Here is an 18,835-nt window from a genome sequence, read left to right as displayed (position 1 = left end):
TCAGGAGGCGCCGCTCGTGATCCCTGAGTGTACGTACCGGCCCCGCGTGGATTCGACTATCTCCTCAGACGCCCCACGAGTCCGCGGAGAACGGGGGTGATCGAGTCGAGTTCCGGCAACCGGGACCGCGACAGGATCAGACCGGTCACCGCGAGGGTGATGACGGCGGCGACACCGGCACGCAGAACGAACCCGATGCTTCCGACGGCGTCGGTGAGGGCGTCCATCGGCAGGATCGTGTCCACCGCGAGTGCGACCAGGGCGCCGACGATCGACGCGCCGAGGGTCCACGAGGCCGACCGGAGGGTCTCGCGACCACGCAGGGACCCCAGTTTCGACCGCAGCAGGACGAACCCGGCGACGGCGCCGACGACCCAGCCGATGCCGTTGGCCAGGGCCAGGCCGATCACCACGTGGGACCGCTGGTCGGCGACCACGGGGACGAGGAGCGACAGGACCACGCGGACGACCGTGATCGCGAGGATCATCGCCGTCGGCGTCCAGTAGTCCTCGCGGGCGTAGAACACCCGCTGCTGCAGCAGGACCACGGCGTAGGGCACCAGCGTGAACGCGCCGAAGGTCAGGGTCAGGCCGAGCACCTGGGCGCTCTCGGCGTCGAAGTTCCCGTAGCGGAACAGGCCGGTGGCGATCGTCGGGCCGAACGCGGTCATGAACGCGATGATCGGCAGCAGCCCGAACAGGGACAGCCGCGTCCCCAGCGAGATGTCCCGCACCACCGCGTCGTTGCGGCCGGCCACCCCGTTGTCCGCCAGGCGGGGGTTGATGGCGGTGAGCAGGGTGACGCCGATGATCCCGTACGGGACCTGCAACAGCAGCCAGTAGGTCTGGTAGATGGCGATGGCGGCCTCGTCCGCAGCCGACCCGATGCGGTTGGTCATGACCAGACCGACCTGCGAGATGAGGACGTAGGTCACACCGGCCAGGGCGTGCCCGCCGAACTGCTTGATGCGGGGGTCCAGACCCCACTGGGGGCGCAGGTCCACGCCCGCGCGACGCAGGGCCGGCACCAACACCGCCGCCTGCAGCACCACGCCCAGGGTGGTGCCCAGGCCCAACAGCAGGATGGGCGCGCTGAGCAGGTTGACCGGCGCGGCCGGGTCGATGCCGCTGCCGACCACCGCGAACAGCACCAGTGTCGCGATGGCCACCAGGTTGTTCCACACCGGCGCCCACGCCCCGGGACGGAAGACACCGTTGTAGTTGAGGATCGCGAGCATCACCGAGAACACGCCGTAGAAGAAGATCTGCGGCAGCAGCAGGAACGCGAACGCGGTGGCCAGGTTCGTGTTGACCTCGCCGTCGCCCAGGTTGAGCTCGGTGAGCAGCGGCGCGCACGCCACCGCCACGACGGTCGCCCCCAGTGCCAGGACCGAGGTCACGGTGAGCAGGCGACGGATGAAGGACACGCCCCCGTCCTCGTCCTCCTGCGCGGCCTTGGCCAGCAGCGGCATGAACATCGCGGTGAGCACCGAACCCAGGACGAGCTCGGTGATCATGTTGGGCAGCGTGTTGGCGGTGTTGAAGGCCGACGCCACGGCGGGGCCGAGCACGGTGAGGATGAGGATCATCCGGACGAACCCGGTGATGCGGCTCGCGAGGTTGGCCACGGCCATCGATCCCGTCGAGCGCATCACCGACGCGTCGGAGGAGTCGCGGTTCCGTGCCCCGGTCCCCCCGCCGGGCGTCGCCGGGCCCGCTGCGGACCGCTCCGGGGTCGGGGCGATCGGCCGCGCGATCGGCCGCTCGATCGACGGCGCGGGCGCGGCGTCCGGGATGAACGAGTCGGCGACCGGCGGCGGGGAGGCCGGGCCCGGCAGCACGCAACTGCCCGCCTCACGGCGTCGGCCGCGGAGGCCGGGGTCCGGTCTGCGCAGTTCGGGTCCGGGGGACCCCTGCTCGTCGTTCACGGTCGGTGCCCTTCGTCCGCGGGGTCGAGGATGCCCCGACGGTAGCGCAGGTACCGCCGGCCCCCGAGGACGAGGGCGAGGGCGGCCGCGACCAACGCGAACGCCTGGGCGACCGGGTAGCCACCGGTCTGGACGGACAGCTCGACCGGTTCCGACAGCGGGCGCCCGTCGGGACCCTCGAGGACGAACGCCACGGTGTGGCGTACGCCGCCCTCGGCATCGGACTGGGTGGGCACCTGCAGGGTCCGCGACCCCGAGGCCGGGATCTGGACGACCCCCACCGGCTCCACCGTGATGTCGTCCGGCGCGGTGACGGTGACGCCGACGCGCACCGGGAAGGGCAACGCGTTCCGGGTCACGAGCAGCAGTGGGCTGTTGGGGCTGGCCATGGTGAACACGCTGCCGGGCGGCAGCAGGTCCACCCTGCCGAGCGAGCGGGAGACCGTCTGCTCGAGGCGGTCGAGGCGCTCGGCGGTGGCGGAGCGGGCGTCCGCGCCGGTACCGGACCCGGGCGACGTGCCGTCTCCCCCCGCCCGCCGGCCGGTCTCCGACAGGGCCCGGAGGGCCTCGGTCACCATCGGGTCGAGGTGGCCCTCGGCGTCCGCCGAGGTGGGATCGACGGCGTCGACCAGTGACCGCAGCGTGCCGACCCCCCGCAGGGCATCGGAGACGCGACGGTCCACCCCGGCCAGGTCCACGGACCCCGGGTCGACGGCGCCCGTGGGGTCGTCCGCCAGGGAGCCGTCCGGGACGGTGACCGGTCCGGCCAGGCGCTCGGTGAGCGGCACCGCGCGCATCCTCCCCGCCGCCAGTTGGGCGCCGAGGGTCTCCAGCAGCGAGCCGGCGGCCTCGCCGTCGACGCTCCACACCTGCGGCGGCACGGCCAGGACCCCCTGATCGTCGGACGGGCCCGAGGGGCCGGTGTCGGCAGCGGGACCGGTGCCCGCGGAAGGCCCGGCGCCGGCCGCGCCGGCGGCCTCGAGCGGGGCGATGGGGGCGGGCCCGGCGTCGATGGCGTCCACGACCGGCGCGAGGAGCGCGGCCCTCGCGTTCTGGAGTCGGGCCGCCGCGGAGTCGGCGGTCAGCCAGTACCGGGTGTCGGGGTCGGAATAGCGCGGGTTCTCCGGCGCGGACCCGGTCGCGGCGAGGGCCGCCCCGATCGGCGCCGAGTACGTCAGCGCGCGTCCGCCGTCGGTCCCGGCCAACCCCACCATCCCGGGGGGCGGGACGATACCGGTGTCGGTCCGCGTCGACGGGGTCGCCACCACGGCGGTGGCGCCGGGCTCCCCCAGTGCCTCGGCGGTGCCGGGCAGCAGGGTCCCGGACGCTGGGACCAACGCGTCGGGGATCGGGGACACCCCGAGGATCCGCTCCACGGAATCGTCGCTGTCCAGCGCGGCCCGGGTGAGCTCGGTGGACCCCACCGCGCCGACCGCCTCGAGGCCGGCCTGGGCGGCCGGCAGCGTCACCACGCAGGTGCCCTCGGCCAGCGCCCGCAGCTCGTCCAGCCAGCGTTCGGCGTCGGCTTCCACCGCCCCGGGATCGGCGGGGGCGGACCGCTCCGGGTCCTCCCGGCCGCCGCGGTTCCGCCCGGAGGAACCCCCGTCGTCGCCGCCGGTGCCGTTCCCGATGAGCACGGCGCGGCCGTCGGCGATCTCGGACACGGTCCCCAGCAGCTCCGGGTCCACGCCCAGGCACACCGCCTGTCGCAGGTCCTGCCCGCCGGGCCCGTCGAACGCGTCGTCGGCCGCCCGGACCAGCCCGGTGAGCCGACCGCCCTCGGACAGCTCGCGCAGGAGCGAGTCGTCGGTCAACGCGACCACCGGGTCCGGGCCCTCCGCTCCGGGCACCGTCGCGATCCGCGTGGGTGCCGCCGCCAGCGGCCACATCATGGTCAGCGGGACCGGAGTCGGGCCCCGCCCGTCCGCCGGCCCGGGTGCGACCACCTCGTCGTCGTCGTCGATCCCCGGTAGGGCCGCCGGCTGCGGCGCCTCGAGCACGGGCAACTGGGTGCGGGCGTCGTCGAGTCGCGCGGGCGACCCGCCCTCCGGGGTGCCGTTGACGTTGACGAGGAGCGGATAGATGCCGGGTTCGGTCAGCTGCAGGTCAGGGGCCGGGTCGCCGGGGATCTCCCGGGCCGGCATGGACACGCGGTACGGCACGGACTGCCCCGGCGCCACGGTCTCGGCCACCCGCAGGAACTCGCCGCGGACCGCGAACGACGGCTCGGACCACACCAGCGGTTCGCGCACCGCCTCCGCGTCGGCGGCGCGGGGCCCGCGCTGGAGTCGGACGTCGACCGACTCGAGGGGGATGTCGCCGACGTTGGTGATGGTGCCGGACACCGTGACGACCGGGACCCCGGACTCGGTGCCGACCGCGACCCGGCCCCCGCCACCCGCCCCGCCCGGGCCACCCGCCCCGTCGAGGACGGTCGGGGAGATCTCGTCGATGGTGATCCGGGCCAGTGTCGGCGCCGGGTTGGGGATGTACCCGGCCGCCGCGGCCTCCGCGGGGGTGATGGCCCCGGCCGGCTGGACACCCCACAGCGGGCCGAGGGCCAGCGCCGCACACAGTGCCGTCGGGACGACCGCCCGGACTGCGCGCCCAACCGGCCGCCCGGTCACGGCCCGGACTCCTCCGGCGCGTGGTCGCGAGGGGTGACGCCGTGCGCCCCGGTGCGGCGGACCGGCTCGGGGCCGTCCGCCCGGCGGGACGGGTCCACCATCTGCGCGTCGGCGGGCGGGGGATTGTCGCCGGCCAGTTCGGCGCGCGCGAAGTCCGGGAGGAGGGTGCGGGCGGACTCGACCAGTCGCCGCTCGTCCGGGTACGCGAGGCGCCGGGGCAGGTCGTCGAACGCGAACCAGGCGACCTCGGTGATCTCCGGGTCCTCGTCGCACAACTCGCCGTGGTCGTAGCGGACGAGGTGGTGGTGGACGGTCTTGTGGATGCGCCGGCCCTCGGCGACGAACCAGTAGTCGATGGTGCCCAGCGGGGCCAGGACGGTGCCGTCGACGCCGGTCTCCTCGAGCACCTCGCGCCGGGCCGTCTCCGCGACGGTCTCCCCCGGCTCGATGTGCCCCTTCGGCATGGACCACAGCATGCGGCCTCGGCGGTCCAGCCGACCGATGAGGGCGACCTCCAGCCGGGACAGGTCGGGCTCGGGTCCCTTCCCCGCCTGCGCGAGGTTCCGGACCACCAGGCCGCCGGCCGAGGTCTCCAGCACCGTCTTGAGTCGCTGGCCACCGCGGGGATGCCGCGCGCCCCCGCGACCGCCGCGGGCGTTCTTGGCGCCGGCCTTGCCGCCCTGGTGGGTGCCGGGCTTGGTGGTCTTGGCCGCGGCCTTGGACCCGCCCTTGCCACCGGCCTTGGAGCCGGTCTTGGACCCGGTGCCGCCGCCGGCCTTCGCGGGCCCGGACGTGCGGGTGGTGTTGGTGGAGCTCGCCTGGCCACCGCCGCCCGACTTGGACCGGCCGGGCTGACGCGGGTGACGGGGGGCCTGGCGGGAGGTGGCGCCGGCGGTGCCGTCGCCGGTTTTCACCGTGTGGGTGGAGTCGGGGCTCGACGGCTGGTTCTGGTTCTCGGGTGCGCGGCCCTGTCCCCGACCGCCGCGCCGACCGCGTCCGCCGCGGCGGCGACGCCGTCCCTGCCGGGACTGACCGTCGCCGGAGGGACCGGTGGGCCCGGACTGGCCCCCCTGGCCGGACTTCTGACCGGGCTTCTGGCCTGGCTTCTGGCCGCCGCCCCCGGCGTCCCGGGGCGCCGGTTTCTGCTTGTCGCCCTGCGCGCCGCGCTGGCCGTCGGACCCCTTCGCGGCAGCGCTGTCCCGCTTCTGACCTGCGGCGTCGCGTCCCGCGGCGCCGGGTCCGGCGGGCCGACGCGCACGACGACGCCGCGGCGCGTTGGCGCGCGGTTCGGCGGGACGATCGGCTTCGGACACCCATCGATGCTACCGGCCGGGGGTGAGTGGACCGGAATCCACGGCGCGCCGCGGCCCGGCCGCGTGCGGGTCAGGCCCCGAGCGCCGGACCGACGACCCGCCAGGAATCCCGCAACTCGCGGGTGAACAGGGCGAAGGTGTGGGCGCCGCTCGGGTAGCGGTCATAGGTGAAGGGCACGCCGCCGTCCCGCAGCGCGCGGGCCATGTGGCGGGTGCCCAGGTCGGCGGCGAGCTCCGTCGGCGCCCCGATGGCGAAGGTCGCCGACCCGATCTCCGGCGAGTCGTGCGGGCCGGGGTTGCCGGGGGCGGACGCGAGGTAAAGGGCGGTGCCGCGGAGGCGCTCGACATGGTGGGAGGGGTCGTGTGCGAGCCAGGCCGGGTCGTCCGGCGGGCCGAACGCGTTGTGGACGTTGCCGCCGCCGCGCGCGACCATGGCGGTCATGGCGGCGCGACCGAACGGAGTGGAGACCTCGGGGAATCCGGACAGGGACGCGGCGGCGGCGTAGTGGTGTCGGCTCCGCGCGGCGAGGGTCAGCGCCGGGCCGCCGGACATGGACACGCCGATCACGCCGCGGGTGCCGTTCAGGGCGTGGGCGCCGGCGAGCGCGGCGGGTAGTTCGGAGTCGAGGAAGGTGTGCCAGCGGTTGACGCCGAGGACGGGGTCCTCGCGCTGCCAGTCGGTGTAGAGGCTGAACCGGCCGCCCTCCGGGCTGGCGACCAGGACGTGTTTGTCGGCGAAGAAGTCCTCGTAGTCGGTGTGATAGGCCCAGCCGACGTGGTCTTCTCCCCCGCCCACGCCGTTGAGCAGGAGCAACAGCGGTGCCGGCGACGGGCTCGCGGGGAGGAGGAGGAACGTGGGGACGGCCTTGGCCATGGACGGGGACCACACGTCGGCGAGCACCTTGCGGCCCTCGACCGGTTGGACGCGCAGGATCTGTGGCCGCGAGGTGTCGGCCGGGGGCGGCGCGGTGGGGCGGGGCGAGGTGGTGAATCCGAGGGCCGTGGAGGTGTCGACGCCGCCGGCGGACTGCGCGCCTGCGAGCGGGTGGACCGCGCCGGTCAGCGCCACCGCGGCCGTGAGCGCGACGGCCGTCGGTGCGATGCGCCGACGGGTGGGTGACGGGCGTGGGTATATACGACGACGACGAGACACACCCGTCACTCTAGATCGCTTCGGTATCACGGGACAGAATGTCGGTCTCGTGGCGGCCGGGGACGGTCCCGCGGCGGCGGGCGCGGCTAGAGTCCGCGGTATGAGCTCTGGCCCGTCCACCCACGCCCTGGTCCTGCGACACCGGGCCAAGCCGGGCCGTCGCGACCAGTTGATCGAGGTGTGGCGCCGGCACATGCCCGAGGCCGTCCAGGCCAACGACGGGCACCGGGCCTATGTGCTGTGCGCGTCCCACGTGGATCCGGACGTGATGGTGGTGTTCCAGCACTACCGGGACGCCGCGGCCGCCCAGGAGTTCCTCGGTAACCCCGCCTACCTGCGATACCTGGAGGAGTCGAGCCCGCTGCTGAGCGGCCCGCCCGAGGTGGAGGCCGTGGACCCGCTGTGGTCGAAGGTCGTCGCGGCGGGTGGGTGAGGCGGCGCGCCGGGCATTCCGGCAGCGCATCCGGCCCGGATGCGCTGCCTTGTCGACTTGCGCGCCCCGAATGGTCCATTCCCGCAGCATGACCCGGTGATCGGCGTACATTCCGGCAGCAGAGGTCGGCGAGGCGGTGTACCCGGGACTGCGTGTGCCGGCGGTGCCCCCGCCCGGCCGCCGGCGCGGCCCTGCCCACTCGTGGACCCGGCTCACACCGGGCCCATCCGGCCCACGGGGCTGATCCCGCCCGGCCCCGAGCGCGCGGGTCAGGGATTGTCGGGCCCACTCGGTAAAGTCGGGCCCGTGACAGCCCGCAGACCGACCCCCGACCGCAGTGCCGCCGACAGCAGCGCCGCCGCCGATCGATCCGCCTCCGATCGACACGACGCCGCGGTGTTCTCGGCGTTGCAGGACGGACCGGGTTCCCGGCCCGACCCGGCGGAGGTCGAGGCGCGCCGGGTCCGGTTGCTCGCGGGCGCCCAGACCACGATGAACGACCTGGCCGACGTGCTGGCCCCACTCGCGACGGCGTTCGGTGACGCCGGGCACGAGCTCTACCTGGTGGGTGGCAGTGTCCGCGACGCCGTGCTCGGCCGACTGGGCACCGACCTGGACTTCACCACGGACGCCCGGCCCGAGACGGTGCGGGCCATCCTCGACGACTACGCGGACGCGGTGTGGGACACCGGGATCGAGTTCGGCACGCTGTCGGCCGTCAAGCGGGACGGTGGCGGGATCGAGCAGCAGATCGAGATCACCACGTTCCGCGCCGACTCCTATGACGGGGTGACCCGGAACCCCGAGGTCGTCTTCGGTGACACCCTCGACGGTGACCTGATCCGGCGCGACTTCACGGTCAACGCCATGGCGGTGCGTCTGCACCCGGACGGGCGCCAGGAGTTCGTCGACCCCCTGGACGGGATGGACGCCCTGCTCGCCGGCGTCCTGGACACCCCGGCCGCGCCGGAGCAGTCGTTCTCCGACGACCCGCTGCGCATGCTGAGGGCCTGCCGGTTCGTCTCCCAGCTGGGGTTCACCCTCGCGCCGCGGGTGTTCCGTGCGATGGCGGAGATGACCGGGGAGATCGACCGCATCACAGTCGAACGGGTGCGGACCGAACTCGACAAGACCATTCTCGGCGACTACCCGATCGACGGCATCAACATGCTGTGCGAGGCCGGGTTGGCCGACCGGGTGTTGCCCGAGGTGCCCGGCATGAAGCTCGAGCGCGACGAGCACCTGCAGCACAAGGACGTGTACTGGCACTCGCTCACGGTGCTCAAGCAGGCCATCGACCTCGAACCCGAGGGGCCCGACCTGGTGCTCCGCTGGGCGGCGTTGCTGCACGACGTGGGCAAGCCCGCCACGCGGGCGCCCAAGCCCGGCGGGGGCGTGACCTTCCACCACCACGAGGTGGTCGGCGCGAAGATGGTGCGCAAGCGCATGCGTGCGCTCAAGTACTCCAAACAGATGATCGAGGACGTCTCCGGCCTGGTGTTCCTCCACCTGCGCTTCCACGGGTACGGCGAGGGTCAGTGGACGGACTCCGCGGTGCGCCGCTACGTCTCCGACGCCGGACACCTGCTCCCGCGCCTGCACCGGCTGGTCCGGGCGGACTGCACGACCCGCAACAAGCGGCGGGCGGCCAAGTTGCAGGCCAACTACGACTCGCTGGAGCGGCGGATCGCCGAGATCGAGGAGAAGGAGGACCTCGCCCGGGTCCGCCCCGACCTCGACGGCAACGAGATCATGACGCTGCTCGACCTCAAGCCGGGGCCCGACGTCGGCCGCGCGTGGGCGTACCTCAAGGAGTTGCGCCTCGATCGCGGCCCGCTCGACCGGGATGAGGCCGAGGCCGCGCTCCTGAGCTGGTGGGCGGGACAGAACGAACCGCAGCAGAACGGCGGGTCCGGGGGCTCCGCCGAGCAGAACGGCGACCCGGCATGATCGGCGGAGCGGTCGACCGCTACCTCGGTTCGGCCGCTGCGCGGGTCGTCGTCGTCGTCCTCGCCGTCGTCGGCACGCTGCTGCACACCGTCGGAATCCCGGGGCTGCAGCAGATCCCGCCGTACCGCATCGACCTCGACGTCTACCGCGTCGGCGGGCAGGTGTTCCGCGACGGTGGCGACCTCTACGGCGAGCTGCCCCAGCTCGCCCAGGGCGCCCACCTGCCGTTCACCTATCCCCCGCTGTCGGCGCAGCTCTTCTCGCTGCTCACGCTGGTGCCGTTGGCGGTCGCGTCCGCGCTGATCACGCTGGCGACCATCGCGGTGCTGGCCTACGTCGTGCACCTGGTGCTCACGCGCACGTGCGAACGCCCGCAGCGGGAGTTGTGGTGGCTCACCGCAGCCGTGGTGGCGGTGGCACTGTGGTTCGGCCCGGTGCGCGAGACGATCGGGTTCGGGCAGATAAACGTCTTCCTCATGGCGCTGGTGCTGGTCGACGTGATCCGCGGCCGCGGCCGCTGGTGGGGAGGCACCCTCACCGGGTTGGCGATGGCCATCAAGCTCACCCCGGCGGTGTTCCTGCTGTACTTCGTGCTGCGGCGCGACTGGCGCGGGCTGGCCACGGCGGTCGTCTCGGCGCTGGCGTTCACCGGGATCGGGCACCTGCTCACCCCGGACGACTCCGTCCGCTACTGGACCTTCGCCATCCGTGACCCGGCCCGGATCGGTGGTCTGGCGTTCACGTCCAACCAGTCGGTGAACGGGTTCGTGCACCGACTCGGCTTCGAGGACACCGCCGCGTCGGTCGCGTGGTTCGTGGTGTCCGCGGCGATCGGCCTGGGGATCGCGTGGGTGGCGTGGCGGTTGCTGCGGTCCGGCCACGAGGTGGCCGCCGCGGTCGCGGTGGGTCACGTGGCTCTGTTCTGCTCGCCCGTGTCATGGGGACACCACTGGGTGTGGGCGGTGCCCGCGGTCGTGCTCACCCTGGTGTGGGCCGACCGCGCGGGACGAGACGGCGACGACGAGCGCGGCTGGCTCGCCCTGGCCGGCAGCGGCGTGGTGATCTTCCTGGGCACGCCGCAGTGGTGGGTGCCGCACAGCGAGGGCCGCGAGCTCGGCTGGGGCCCGCTGGAGCACCTCGTCGGCAACGCCTACCTGATCTGGGCGGCGGTCTTCCTCGTCGTCGTCGGACTCCGGGCTTCCCGCCTCGGCCGCCCCGACCTGGGCGGCGATCCCGAACAGCCCGCGCTGCTCGTCAGGGCCACCGCGAGCAGCTGAGCGCCCGCCGTCAAGGCGGAATGGGGATCTGTGGAATGCGGTTCATCGCTCCACAGATCGCGGATCGGGGCTGGTCCGATCAGGGGCTCCCGGGACACGATTCTGGCCATGGACTACTTCTTCGGAGACGGCGTCGGGGACCCGACGCAGTGGCAGGGCGAGCCCGACCTCACCCTCGGAACCGGTGCCGCGGACGCGCTGTGGCTGGACTTCGACGGCGACGGGTACGCCGACGACGCCCTGTGGGACTCGGACCTCGACGGCGCCGCCGACCGCGTGGTGACCGACGTGGGCACCGGCGCCCAGGCCGCCTACGCCGATGACGGTGGACGCGGCGTGTGGAACGTCTACGCCGGGGGAGCCGGCGCGCTCGCCGCGGGGTCCGTGGGCGGCGGGTCTGTCGGGGGCGGCTCGGTGGGCGGTGGATCAGTTGCCGCCGGCTCGGTGGGCGGTGGGTCTGTCGGCGCGGGGTCCGTCGGGGCGGGGTCGGTGGGGGGCGGCTCGCTCGGCATGGGGGCCGTCGGGGGCGGCTCCCTGGCGGCCGGATCGGTGTTGGCGGGAGCCGAGGGTGCGGGCGCGCTGACGGGCGGTTCGCTGGCCGCGGGGGCGGACGGGCTGGCCGCCGGCTCGGAGGCGATGGGCGGGCTGCCGGACTGGGGCGCCCTGCTGTCGGATGCCATCGGCGCGATCCACCACGGGTCGGCCGCTGCAGCGGATTCGGCCAGGTGGTCCACTCCCCCGGTCACGGAACCCGATCCGGTGCCGCCGCCCCCGCCGGTCGTGCACACCCCGGCCCCGGAACCCGCGCCGGTGCAGGGCGGGACCGTTCCCGAACCCGCGGAACCGGTCGTCGAGGACGACGGCTCCATCACCGTCGACACGGGCAGCGGGATGCTGTCCGTGGCGGACATGAACGGCGACGGGCGGCTCGACGCCGCGTTGCCGTTCGAACCGCCTCATCTCGAGCTCCCGCACATCGACGCGGGTTCGGTTGCCGGATCGCTCGACGTGGGGGTCATCGACGCCGGCGCTCTCGGCGGTGGCTCGATCGGCGACGACTCGGTTGGTGGTGGCTCGGCCGGTGGGGGCGCCGGAGCTGCCGGTTCCGCCGCGGCGGGCTCGGCTGCGGCGGGTTCCGCTGCCGCCGGGTCGATGGGCGCGGGTTCGGTCGGCGCAGGGAGCGTCGGCGCGGGTTCGGTCGGTGGCGGTTCCGTGGGTGGCGGTTCGGTGGCCGCCGGTTCGGTCGGCGGTGGCTCAGTGGGCGGTGGTTCTGTGGGCGGGGGCTCAGTCGGTGGTGGCTCGATCGGTGGCGGTTCGATCGCCGCGGGTTCGCTCGGGCTCGGCTCCTGACCTCGTGCGCGTGGCCACGAATGCCGCGATCACCGCGGCGACGGCGTACAGCGCGGCCGGGACCAGCATCAACGACACCGACCGTCCGTCGGCGGGCACCAGCGGCAGGACCGCGACCATCCCCACCACGAACGCCGAGTTGAACAGGGCGTCCTGCAGTGCGAAGACCCCGCCGCGGCGGGCGTCTGGGACGTCGGTCTGCATGGCGTTGTCCGCGACGAGCTTGACCACCTGGGCACCCAGACCGATCGCCACCGCGCCCACGACCAGCGCCGTCGGGTCGAGGGTCGGGCCGACCGCGACCTGGGCGACCCCCGAGAGCACCGCGCCCGATGCCACGACGACGATCCGCCGCCGACGGGCGATTGCCCAGGGGGTGACGACGGCGGCCAGACCCATGCCTGCGGCCACCGCCGCCGACATCAGTCCGAACCCACCCATCCCGGCCACGACAGGGCCGCCCACGCCGCCGGACTCGGCGTCGCGCAGCAGCAGGATCGCCAGCATCGTGGTGATCCCGAACGCCGCCCGGCCGAGCGTCACGCCGGTCAGCGACACCCACACGAGGGCCGTGGACCGGGCGGCCCGGACGCCCTCGGCCAGTCCACCGGCGAACAGGGACAGCGCATCTAGTGCCACGCCCCGGCCGGGATCAGTGCTGAGCTCGTCGTCGTCGGGTCCCAGGTGCCGGCGCGGCAGGGCCAGGATCGCCCACACCCCCACCAGCGCGGCGACCACGGACGGCACGAGGGTCCACGACACCGCGGCGTCCCCGGCGCCGAGGACGGCCAGGACGGCGAACGCCGCGACCGCGCCGACGGCCGTGATGATCGACCCCACGGTGACCAGAACCGAGTTGGCGGCGGCGAGGATCCGATCGGGCACCACCTTGGGCATGGCCGCGGTCATTCCGGTGTTGATGAGGCGGCCGAGACCGATGGCCACGAGCGAGAGCGCGAACAACGCCGCCAGGCCCGCCCCGGTGTGCACGGCGCCGACGGCGACCAGCGCGATGGTCGCGATGATGGACACCGTCCTGACCAGCGCCGCGACCGCGACGACGACCCGACGATCCCAGCGGTCGAGCGCGGCGGCGGCGAAGGGGCCGACGACCGAGTACGGCAGCAGCATGACGGCGAACCCGCCGACGATGGCGGCGGGCGTCGTCGCGGACTCGGGGCTGAACAGCACGATTCCGCCCAGCGCGGCCTGATGGATCCCCTCACTGAGCAGGGCGGCCAGGCGCGCCGTGGACAACCGGCCGAGGCCGTCCGACTCCCGCAGCGCGGCCGCCAGTCGTCCGCGCGGGGGGCCGACCGGATCGGCGGACAGTGAGGTCACGCACATCACCGTAGCGCTCACCGCACGGGCGGCGACCATCGCGGCGGGACCCGATCGAGGGGACGCGCGTGTGGGTCGTCGGCGACGGGGGCATCATGGGGACATGGACACGGGACCGGACGATCTGGGCGGTGGCGGCCTGTTCGGCGACCGCCTCTACTCCGCGATGGACAAGCGTGATCCCGTCGCCGGGTCGCTGCTCATCGCGGCGCCCGACATGCCCGATCCCAATTTCCAGCGCGCGATCATCTACATGATCGAGCACGACCACTCGGGCTCCCTGGGCGTCGTCATCACCCGCCCGAGCGAGACCGAGGTGGAGTCGATCCTGCCCGCCTGGGCCGAGATCTGCGCTCCCCCGTCCGTCTTCCACATCGGGGGTCCGGTCAAACCCGACACCGGGATCGCGCTGGTGGTGCTCGGTTCCGGCGTGGACGGTGACCGGTTCGTCGGGCTCCAGCAGATCGAGGGTCGGGTGCACGTGGTGGACCTGGACAGCGACCCCGATCTCCTGCGCGACCACGTCGAAGGGATGCGGGTGTTCGTCGGATACACCGGCTGGGCCCCCGGGCAACTGCAGGACGAACTCGACCGCGGCGACTGGTACGTCGCCCCCAGCCTGCCCAGCGACCTGCTCGCCCCCGCCCGCGTCGACGTGTGGGGTGCGGTACTGCGGCGTCAGGAGATGCCGCTGCCGCTGTACGCCACCTTCCTGCAGGACGGGGACGTCAACTGACGGCCGGCGCCCCGGATGAGTCTCATTATATGGGATACAGTTTCTAGTTTGTGGGATTGAGTCTAGGCTCTTGCAGGTGGAGACGGTGAAGCGTGAGTCGACCGCGGTGACCCCGCGGCACTGGCTGGTGCTGGCGGTCGCCACGTTCGTCGCGGCGTCGGGCTCGGCGTTTGTCGTCGGCGTGGGCTTCCTGCTCCCCCACCTCACGACCGTCGAAGGGCTGTCACTCTCGCGGGCCGGGGTGCTGGTCGCGATGCCGCTGGTGGGGATGGCCACGGCGCTGATCGCGTGGGGTTGGCTCGTCGACCGGACGAGCGAGAAGCTGGTCCTGGTCTCCGGCTCGGTCGGTGCCGCGCTGGCCCTGGCAGCCGCACTGTTCGTCGAGTCGTTCACGCTGCTGGCGATCCTGTTGCTGGTCACCGGCGCCTTCACCGCCTCGGGGAACTCCGCGAGCGGGCGGCTGGTCGTCAGTTGGTTCCCGGCCCACCGCCGCGGGCTCGCCATGGGAGTCCGGCAGATGTCGCAGCCTGCCGGATCCGCGGTCGCGGCCATGACCTTGCCGCTCCTCGCTCAGTCGTACGGTCTGGCCGCGGCCTTCGCGGTACCCCTGGCCATGGCCGTGGTCTCGGCGGTCGCGGCCCTCGTCGTCGTCACCGACCCGCCTGCTCCCCCGCCTGCTCCCCCGTCGGCGCCGAGCGCCGCGGTTCCCACGGTGACCGGCACGGCGTCAGCGACCCGTCCCCCGGCGGACGGGTCGCCGTACCGCGGCTCGGGCTACCTGGCCCGGGTGCACGGCGCGTCAGTGCTCCTCGTCCTGCCGCAGGGCATGCTGCAGGCGTTCCTGCTGGCGTGGCTCGTGCTCGGGCACGGCTGGTCGGCGGTGTCCGCGGGCATCGTGGTGACGGTGAGCCAGGTGCTCGGGGCGGTCGCCAGGATCGTGGCCGGAGCGGTGTCGGATCGGGTCGGATCGCGGGTGAGACCCCTTCGCGCTGTGGCGGTCTCGGTCACCGGCGGCCTGGCGGCCCTCGCTGTGGCCGAGGCGCTGGGAGCCCCCGGGGTGATCGCCGTGACGCTCGGCGTGGTCGCGACCGTCCTCTCGGTGTCCGACAACGGCCTGGCGTTCACCGCCGTCGCCGAATACGCCGGCCCGCGGTGGAGCGGGCGCGCGCTGGGCGTGCAGAACACCGCGCAGTTCGTGGCGATCGCGGCGTCCACTCCCCTGGTCGCTGCCGTGATCGAGGCGGTCGGTTACTGGCCGGTGTTCACGGGCGCGGCGGTGGTCGCCGCGGTGGCGATCCCGCTGGTACCGCGCGCAGACGTCGTGCGGGTCTGAGGAGGGGCTGGTCGCGGGCCGGGCCTGCCCCGACGGCCGCTGCGTCAGGACGTCCCGGTCGGCAGGGGTTCGCCTCGGTACTGACCCACCGACCACACGTTGCCCTCGGGGTCGCGGGCGGAAAAGGTGTGATCCCCGTAGTCGGTGTCGTGGAGCTCCATGACGATCTCGGCGCCCGCGGCCCGCGCGCGTTCGTAGACGGTGTCCGCGTCGGCGGTGACCACATAGGCCAACCCGGTTCCCGGCGGCATCGCATGGGGATCATCCGGCCCCGGCCGTTGGTCACCGAGCATGATGCCGCCACCCTCGGGCCACAGCAGTTCGGCGTGCACGATGCGGCCGTCCTCGGCATGGGAGACGGTCTCGACGAGTCCCAGGGCCTCGACCAACCAGTCGATGACGGCGCGCGCGTCCGAGCACTGGAAGCAGTGCCACACGGTGGGGGCGGGCGGGGCCCCGGGCTGGTGTGCGCTCATGCTCAGAGTCTGCGCCGACGGGCGCGAGGGCGGAAGGGCTCCGACGGGGGTGATGCCAAATCGTGGCTGGCTAGACTGCCCGGCGTGCCGCACGCCCCCTCCACCAGCGCAGAGATCCGCAAGGGTCTTGCCGACTGCTCGACCGTCGGCCTGGGACTCGTCCCGCTCGGTCTGGCGTTCGGGGTGCTGATGACGCAGGCGGGGTTCGACTGGTGGTGGGCGCCGGTGTTCTCGATCGTCATCTACGCCGGCTCCATGGAGTTCCTCGCGATCGGCCTGCTCACCGCGGTCACTCCCCTGTATTCGCTGGCCGCCGCGGCGTTCCTGGTGAACTTCCGACACGTCTTCTACGGGCTGAGCTTCCCGATCGAGGCCATCCGCTCGCGGCTCGGCCGGCTCTACGCCGTCTACGCCCTCACCGACGAGGTGTACGCGATCACCGCCACCAAGCGGCGCGTGGAGATGACCGGTGCCCGGACGATGACCATCGCGATCACCTGCCAGTCGCTGTGGGTGGTGCCGGGCATCGTCGGAGCGCTCGTGGGATCCGCGCTGCCGGAAGGACTGGACGGGCTGCAGTTCGCGCTGACCGCCCTGTTCGCCGTGTTGGCCGTGGACGCGTGGCGCTCCTCGGGAGACCTGCCGGCGCCGGTGATCGGCCTGCTCTGCGGCCTGGTCGCGGCGGTGGTGGCGCCCGGGCAGATGCTCATCGTGGGCCTGTGCGCGTTCGTCGTGGTGTTGTTGCTGCGCTACGTCTGGAACACGCGTGCCGGGCGGGACGCGACGTGACCGCCGCCGTTCCCGGGACCGCCTACCTGTTCGCCGGGCTGGGCGTGATGTTCCTCGTGACGCTCGCGCTGCGGGCCGCCCCGTTCGTGGCGCTGACGCGCCTCCGCGATTCCGGCGTTGTCCGCTACCTCGGCCGCACGATGCCCGCCGGCGTGATGGTCGTGCTGGTGGTCTACACCCTGCGGGACACGACCACCGAGCTCGGCTCGTGGGTGCCGGCGGCCGTCGCGTTGGGGCTCACTCTTGCTGTGCACCTCGCGTTTCGACGGGCCGCGGCGAGCATCGTGCTGGGGACCGCGACCTACATGCTGCTGCAGACCCTGCTGGTGTGAGCCTGCCGCTCAGTGGACCACCGGGCACGTGCCCAGGTCGACCTTCCACTCGGTCAGGCCGTTGAGCCACCCCGACCGGAGCCGCGTGGGGTCGCCGAGCGCGGTCAGATCCGGGAAGTAATCGGCGACCGCGTTGAAGATCAGCTCGAGCTGCATCTTCGCGAGGTTGGCGCCGAGGCAGTAGTGCGGGCCCTGGCCGCCGAAGGTCACGTGCGGGTTCGGATCACGGAGGATGTTGAAGCTGAAGGGGTCGTCGAAGACCTCTTCGTCGAAGTTCGCCGACCCGTAACAGATGAGCACGCGGTCGCCCTTGGCGATGGACACCCCTCCGATCTCGGTGTCCTCCATGGCGGTGCGCTGGAACTGGGTGATCGGCGAGGCCCACCGCAGGATCTCGTCGTAGGCGGTCTCGGGCCGCTCGCGCTTGAACAGCTCCCACTGCTCGGGGTGCTCGAGCATCGCGACCATGCCGTGGGTGGTGGCGTTGCGGGTGGTCTCGTTCCCGGCCACGGCCAGGAGGGTGACGAACCAACCGAACTCCTCGGCGGAGAGGTGTTCGCCGTCGACGTCGGCCTGGACGAGCTTGGTCACGATGTCGTCCCGCGGGTTGGCGGCACGGTCCTCGGCCATGGCGTTGGCGTACCCGATGAGCTCCATGGACGCGATGGCGGGGGCGTCGGGGTCACCGCCGGCGTCGTAGCTGGTCATGATGTTGGACCACTCGAAGATCTTGTGGCGGTCCTCCTGCGGCACACCCAGCAGGTCGGCGATCGCCTGGAGTGGCAGCTCGGAGGCGATGGAGGTGACGAAGTCGTCGGCGTTCGACTCGGCGGCGGCGGTGACGATCTTGCGCGCCCGGTCGGCGAGCTCGTCGCGCATCCCGGCGACACCGCGGGGGGTGAACCCGCGGGAGATGATCCGGCGGTGCTTCTTGTGGATCTCCCCGTCCTCGTTGACGAGCATCGACCGCTGCGCCTCGATGATCGAACGGTCGGTGCCCTCGGCGAACCGCGGGATCATCGTGTTCTCCCCGGCGGAGAACACCTCCCCGGTCAGGCGCGAGATCTCCTTGACGTCGGCGTGCTTGGTGACCAGCCAGTAGTGGTCGTCGTCGAACCCGTCGGAGCCCGCGCGCTTGTCGACGCGGTGGATCGGTTCGGTTTGCCGGAGCTTGCGCCACTCGTCGTGGGGGAGCCGCTTCTCGAACAGGTCAGGGTCGGTGAAGTCGAAGCCTGCCGGGATGGTGACGTCCATGGTGTCTCCTGGGGCTGGTCGCCCGCCGGGTCTGGCGGGGATGAAACCGTGAATAGTGGTAACTATATACACGTGGCACTATCCTCGAGTGAGATTCTCGACCGCGCTCTGATGCTGGCGGAGCAGATGTCGGGATCGATCGCGCGCGCGGCGGCGAACTACGACCTGACGGTGCCGCGGCTCGAGCTGTTGTTCGTCCTGGGTCTGCAGGGCGAGTGCAAGCAGGTGGAACTCGCCACGTATCTCGATTGCTCGCCGCGCCAGGTGACCGCGCTGGTGGACGGTCTGGTGGCCAGCGGGCACGTGGAGCGCACGATGCCGCCGGACGACCGGCGGGTGCGACTGGTCAACCTGACGGAGAAGTCACGCCGGATCGTGGACGAGGTGGTGACGGCGCGCGTCGGCCTGGCCGACTGGCTGTTCGAAGGATTCGACGACGACGAGCTGCAGGCGTTCGGAGCGGTGTCCGAGAAGCTGGTTTCCCGGATGAGTGGGCGGGCGCTGAGCCGGCTCCCCGAGCAGTGAGTCGAGCTCGGCCGTTGG

General features: G+C 72.9%; 16 protein-coding genes. 9 read left to right on the top strand and 7 right to left on the bottom strand.

All coding sequences use genetic code 11. The features are described from left to right. Positions 1-56: 56 nt before the first annotated feature. The 4 genes from AC3DEV_RS11645 to AC3DEV_RS11630 all read right to left on the bottom strand — a co-directional run bounded on the left by AC3DEV_RS11645 (position 57) and on the right by AC3DEV_RS11630 (position 7,021). Positions 57-1,928: a lipid II flippase MurJ gene (locus AC3DEV_RS11645; RefSeq protein WP_488372217.1), complete on the bottom strand. Its 1,872-nt coding sequence runs from the start codon at positions 1,926-1,928 to the stop codon at positions 57-59. After that, on the bottom strand, positions 1,925-4,555 hold the full coding sequence (locus tag AC3DEV_RS11640; protein WP_488372216.1) for a hypothetical protein: 2,631 nt from the start codon (positions 4,553-4,555) through the stop codon (positions 1,925-1,927). Before AC3DEV_RS11640 ends, AC3DEV_RS11645 begins: the two co-directional genes overlap by 4 nt. Further along, positions 4,552-5,868, bottom strand: coding sequence for an NUDIX hydrolase (locus AC3DEV_RS11635; RefSeq protein ID WP_488372215.1), 1,317 nt, complete (start codon positions 5,866-5,868; stop codon positions 4,552-4,554). Before AC3DEV_RS11635 ends, AC3DEV_RS11640 begins: the two co-directional genes overlap by 4 nt. Before the next feature lie 70 nt (positions 5,869-5,938). Further along, positions 5,939-7,021, bottom strand: coding sequence for an alpha/beta hydrolase (locus AC3DEV_RS11630; protein ID WP_269503308.1), 1,083 nt, complete (start codon positions 7,019-7,021; stop codon positions 5,939-5,941). 100 nt (positions 7,022-7,121) lie between these two features. On the opposite strand from AC3DEV_RS11630, the gene AC3DEV_RS11625 reads away from it, so the two are divergent. From AC3DEV_RS11625 to AC3DEV_RS11610, 4 genes are all read left to right on the top strand, one after another. After that, complete coding sequence (locus AC3DEV_RS11625) at positions 7,122-7,454, top strand: putative quinol monooxygenase (RefSeq protein ID WP_067720170.1); 333 nt, start codon at positions 7,122-7,124, stop codon at positions 7,452-7,454. Between the two features lie 408 nt (positions 7,455-7,862). Beyond that, complete coding sequence (locus tag AC3DEV_RS11620) at positions 7,863-9,404, top strand: CCA tRNA nucleotidyltransferase (RefSeq protein WP_488372310.1); 1,542 nt, start codon at positions 7,863-7,865, stop codon at positions 9,402-9,404. Next, positions 9,401-10,681: a glycosyltransferase 87 family protein gene (locus tag AC3DEV_RS11615; protein WP_488372214.1), complete on the top strand. Its 1,281-nt coding sequence runs from the start codon at positions 9,401-9,403 to the stop codon at positions 10,679-10,681. The genes AC3DEV_RS11620 and AC3DEV_RS11615 overlap by 4 nt, the downstream gene beginning before the upstream one ends. A gap of 108 nt (positions 10,682-10,789) precedes the next feature. Further along, on the top strand, positions 10,790-12,031 hold the full coding sequence (locus AC3DEV_RS11610) for a hypothetical protein (protein WP_488372213.1): 1,242 nt from the start codon (positions 10,790-10,792) through the stop codon (positions 12,029-12,031). On the opposite strand, the gene AC3DEV_RS11605 is transcribed toward AC3DEV_RS11610, so the two are convergent. Next, positions 11,966-13,378: an MFS transporter gene (locus AC3DEV_RS11605; RefSeq protein WP_488372309.1), complete on the bottom strand. Its 1,413-nt coding sequence runs from the start codon at positions 13,376-13,378 to the stop codon at positions 11,966-11,968. The two genes, AC3DEV_RS11610 and AC3DEV_RS11605, sit on opposite strands and share 66 nt — an antisense overlap. Before the next feature lie 97 nt (positions 13,379-13,475). Between AC3DEV_RS11605 and AC3DEV_RS11600 the strand changes: the two genes are divergently transcribed. After that, a complete protein-coding gene (locus AC3DEV_RS11600; RefSeq protein WP_067720162.1) occupies positions 13,476-14,108 on the top strand; it encodes a YqgE/AlgH family protein in 633 nt (210 codons plus the stop codon). Positions 14,109-14,184: 76 nt separating this feature from the next. After that, positions 14,185-15,441 carry an MFS transporter gene (locus AC3DEV_RS11595; RefSeq protein ID WP_488372212.1) on the top strand — a complete coding sequence of 419 codons (1,257 nt, stop codon included), beginning with the start codon at positions 14,185-14,187 and terminating at the stop codon, positions 15,439-15,441. 44 nt (positions 15,442-15,485) lie between these two features. On the opposite strand, the gene AC3DEV_RS11590 is transcribed toward AC3DEV_RS11595, so the two are convergent. Further along, the gene (locus AC3DEV_RS11590) at positions 15,486-15,917 is read right to left on the bottom strand and encodes a VOC family protein (RefSeq protein WP_488372211.1); all 432 of its coding nucleotides are present in this window, start codon (positions 15,915-15,917) and stop codon (positions 15,486-15,488) included. An 84-nt stretch (positions 15,918-16,001) separates the two neighbouring features. On the opposite strand from AC3DEV_RS11590, the gene AC3DEV_RS11585 reads away from it, so the two are divergent. Together AC3DEV_RS11585 and AC3DEV_RS11580 are read left to right on the top strand one after the other, a co-directional pair. Then, positions 16,002-16,706, top strand: a complete 705-nt coding sequence (locus AC3DEV_RS11585; protein ID WP_260486125.1) for an AzlC family ABC transporter permease — start codon at positions 16,002-16,004, stop codon at positions 16,704-16,706. Further along, positions 16,703-17,038 carry a branched-chain amino acid transporter permease gene (locus AC3DEV_RS11580; RefSeq protein WP_488372210.1) on the top strand — a complete coding sequence of 112 codons (336 nt, stop codon included), beginning with the start codon at positions 16,703-16,705 and terminating at the stop codon, positions 17,036-17,038. Before AC3DEV_RS11585 ends, AC3DEV_RS11580 begins: the two co-directional genes overlap by 4 nt. 9 nt (positions 17,039-17,047) lie before the next feature. Here the strand turns inward: AC3DEV_RS11580 and AC3DEV_RS11575 are convergent, their stop codons facing one another. Next, on the bottom strand, positions 17,048-18,292 hold the full coding sequence (locus AC3DEV_RS11575) for a cytochrome P450 (RefSeq protein ID WP_488372209.1): 1,245 nt from the start codon (positions 18,290-18,292) through the stop codon (positions 17,048-17,050). Positions 18,293-18,364: 72 nt separating this feature from the next. On the opposite strand from AC3DEV_RS11575, the gene AC3DEV_RS11570 reads away from it, so the two are divergent. Further along, on the top strand, positions 18,365-18,817 hold the full coding sequence (locus tag AC3DEV_RS11570; protein ID WP_301162497.1) for a MarR family winged helix-turn-helix transcriptional regulator: 453 nt from the start codon (positions 18,365-18,367) through the stop codon (positions 18,815-18,817). Positions 18,818-18,835 lie beyond the last annotated feature (18 nt).

It is taken from the genome of Dietzia sp. IBK-p2-15D, assembly GCF_057773105.1.
The sequence above is the reverse complement of the archived record's forward strand: the minus strand, read 5'-3'. Positions and strand labels throughout refer to the sequence as shown.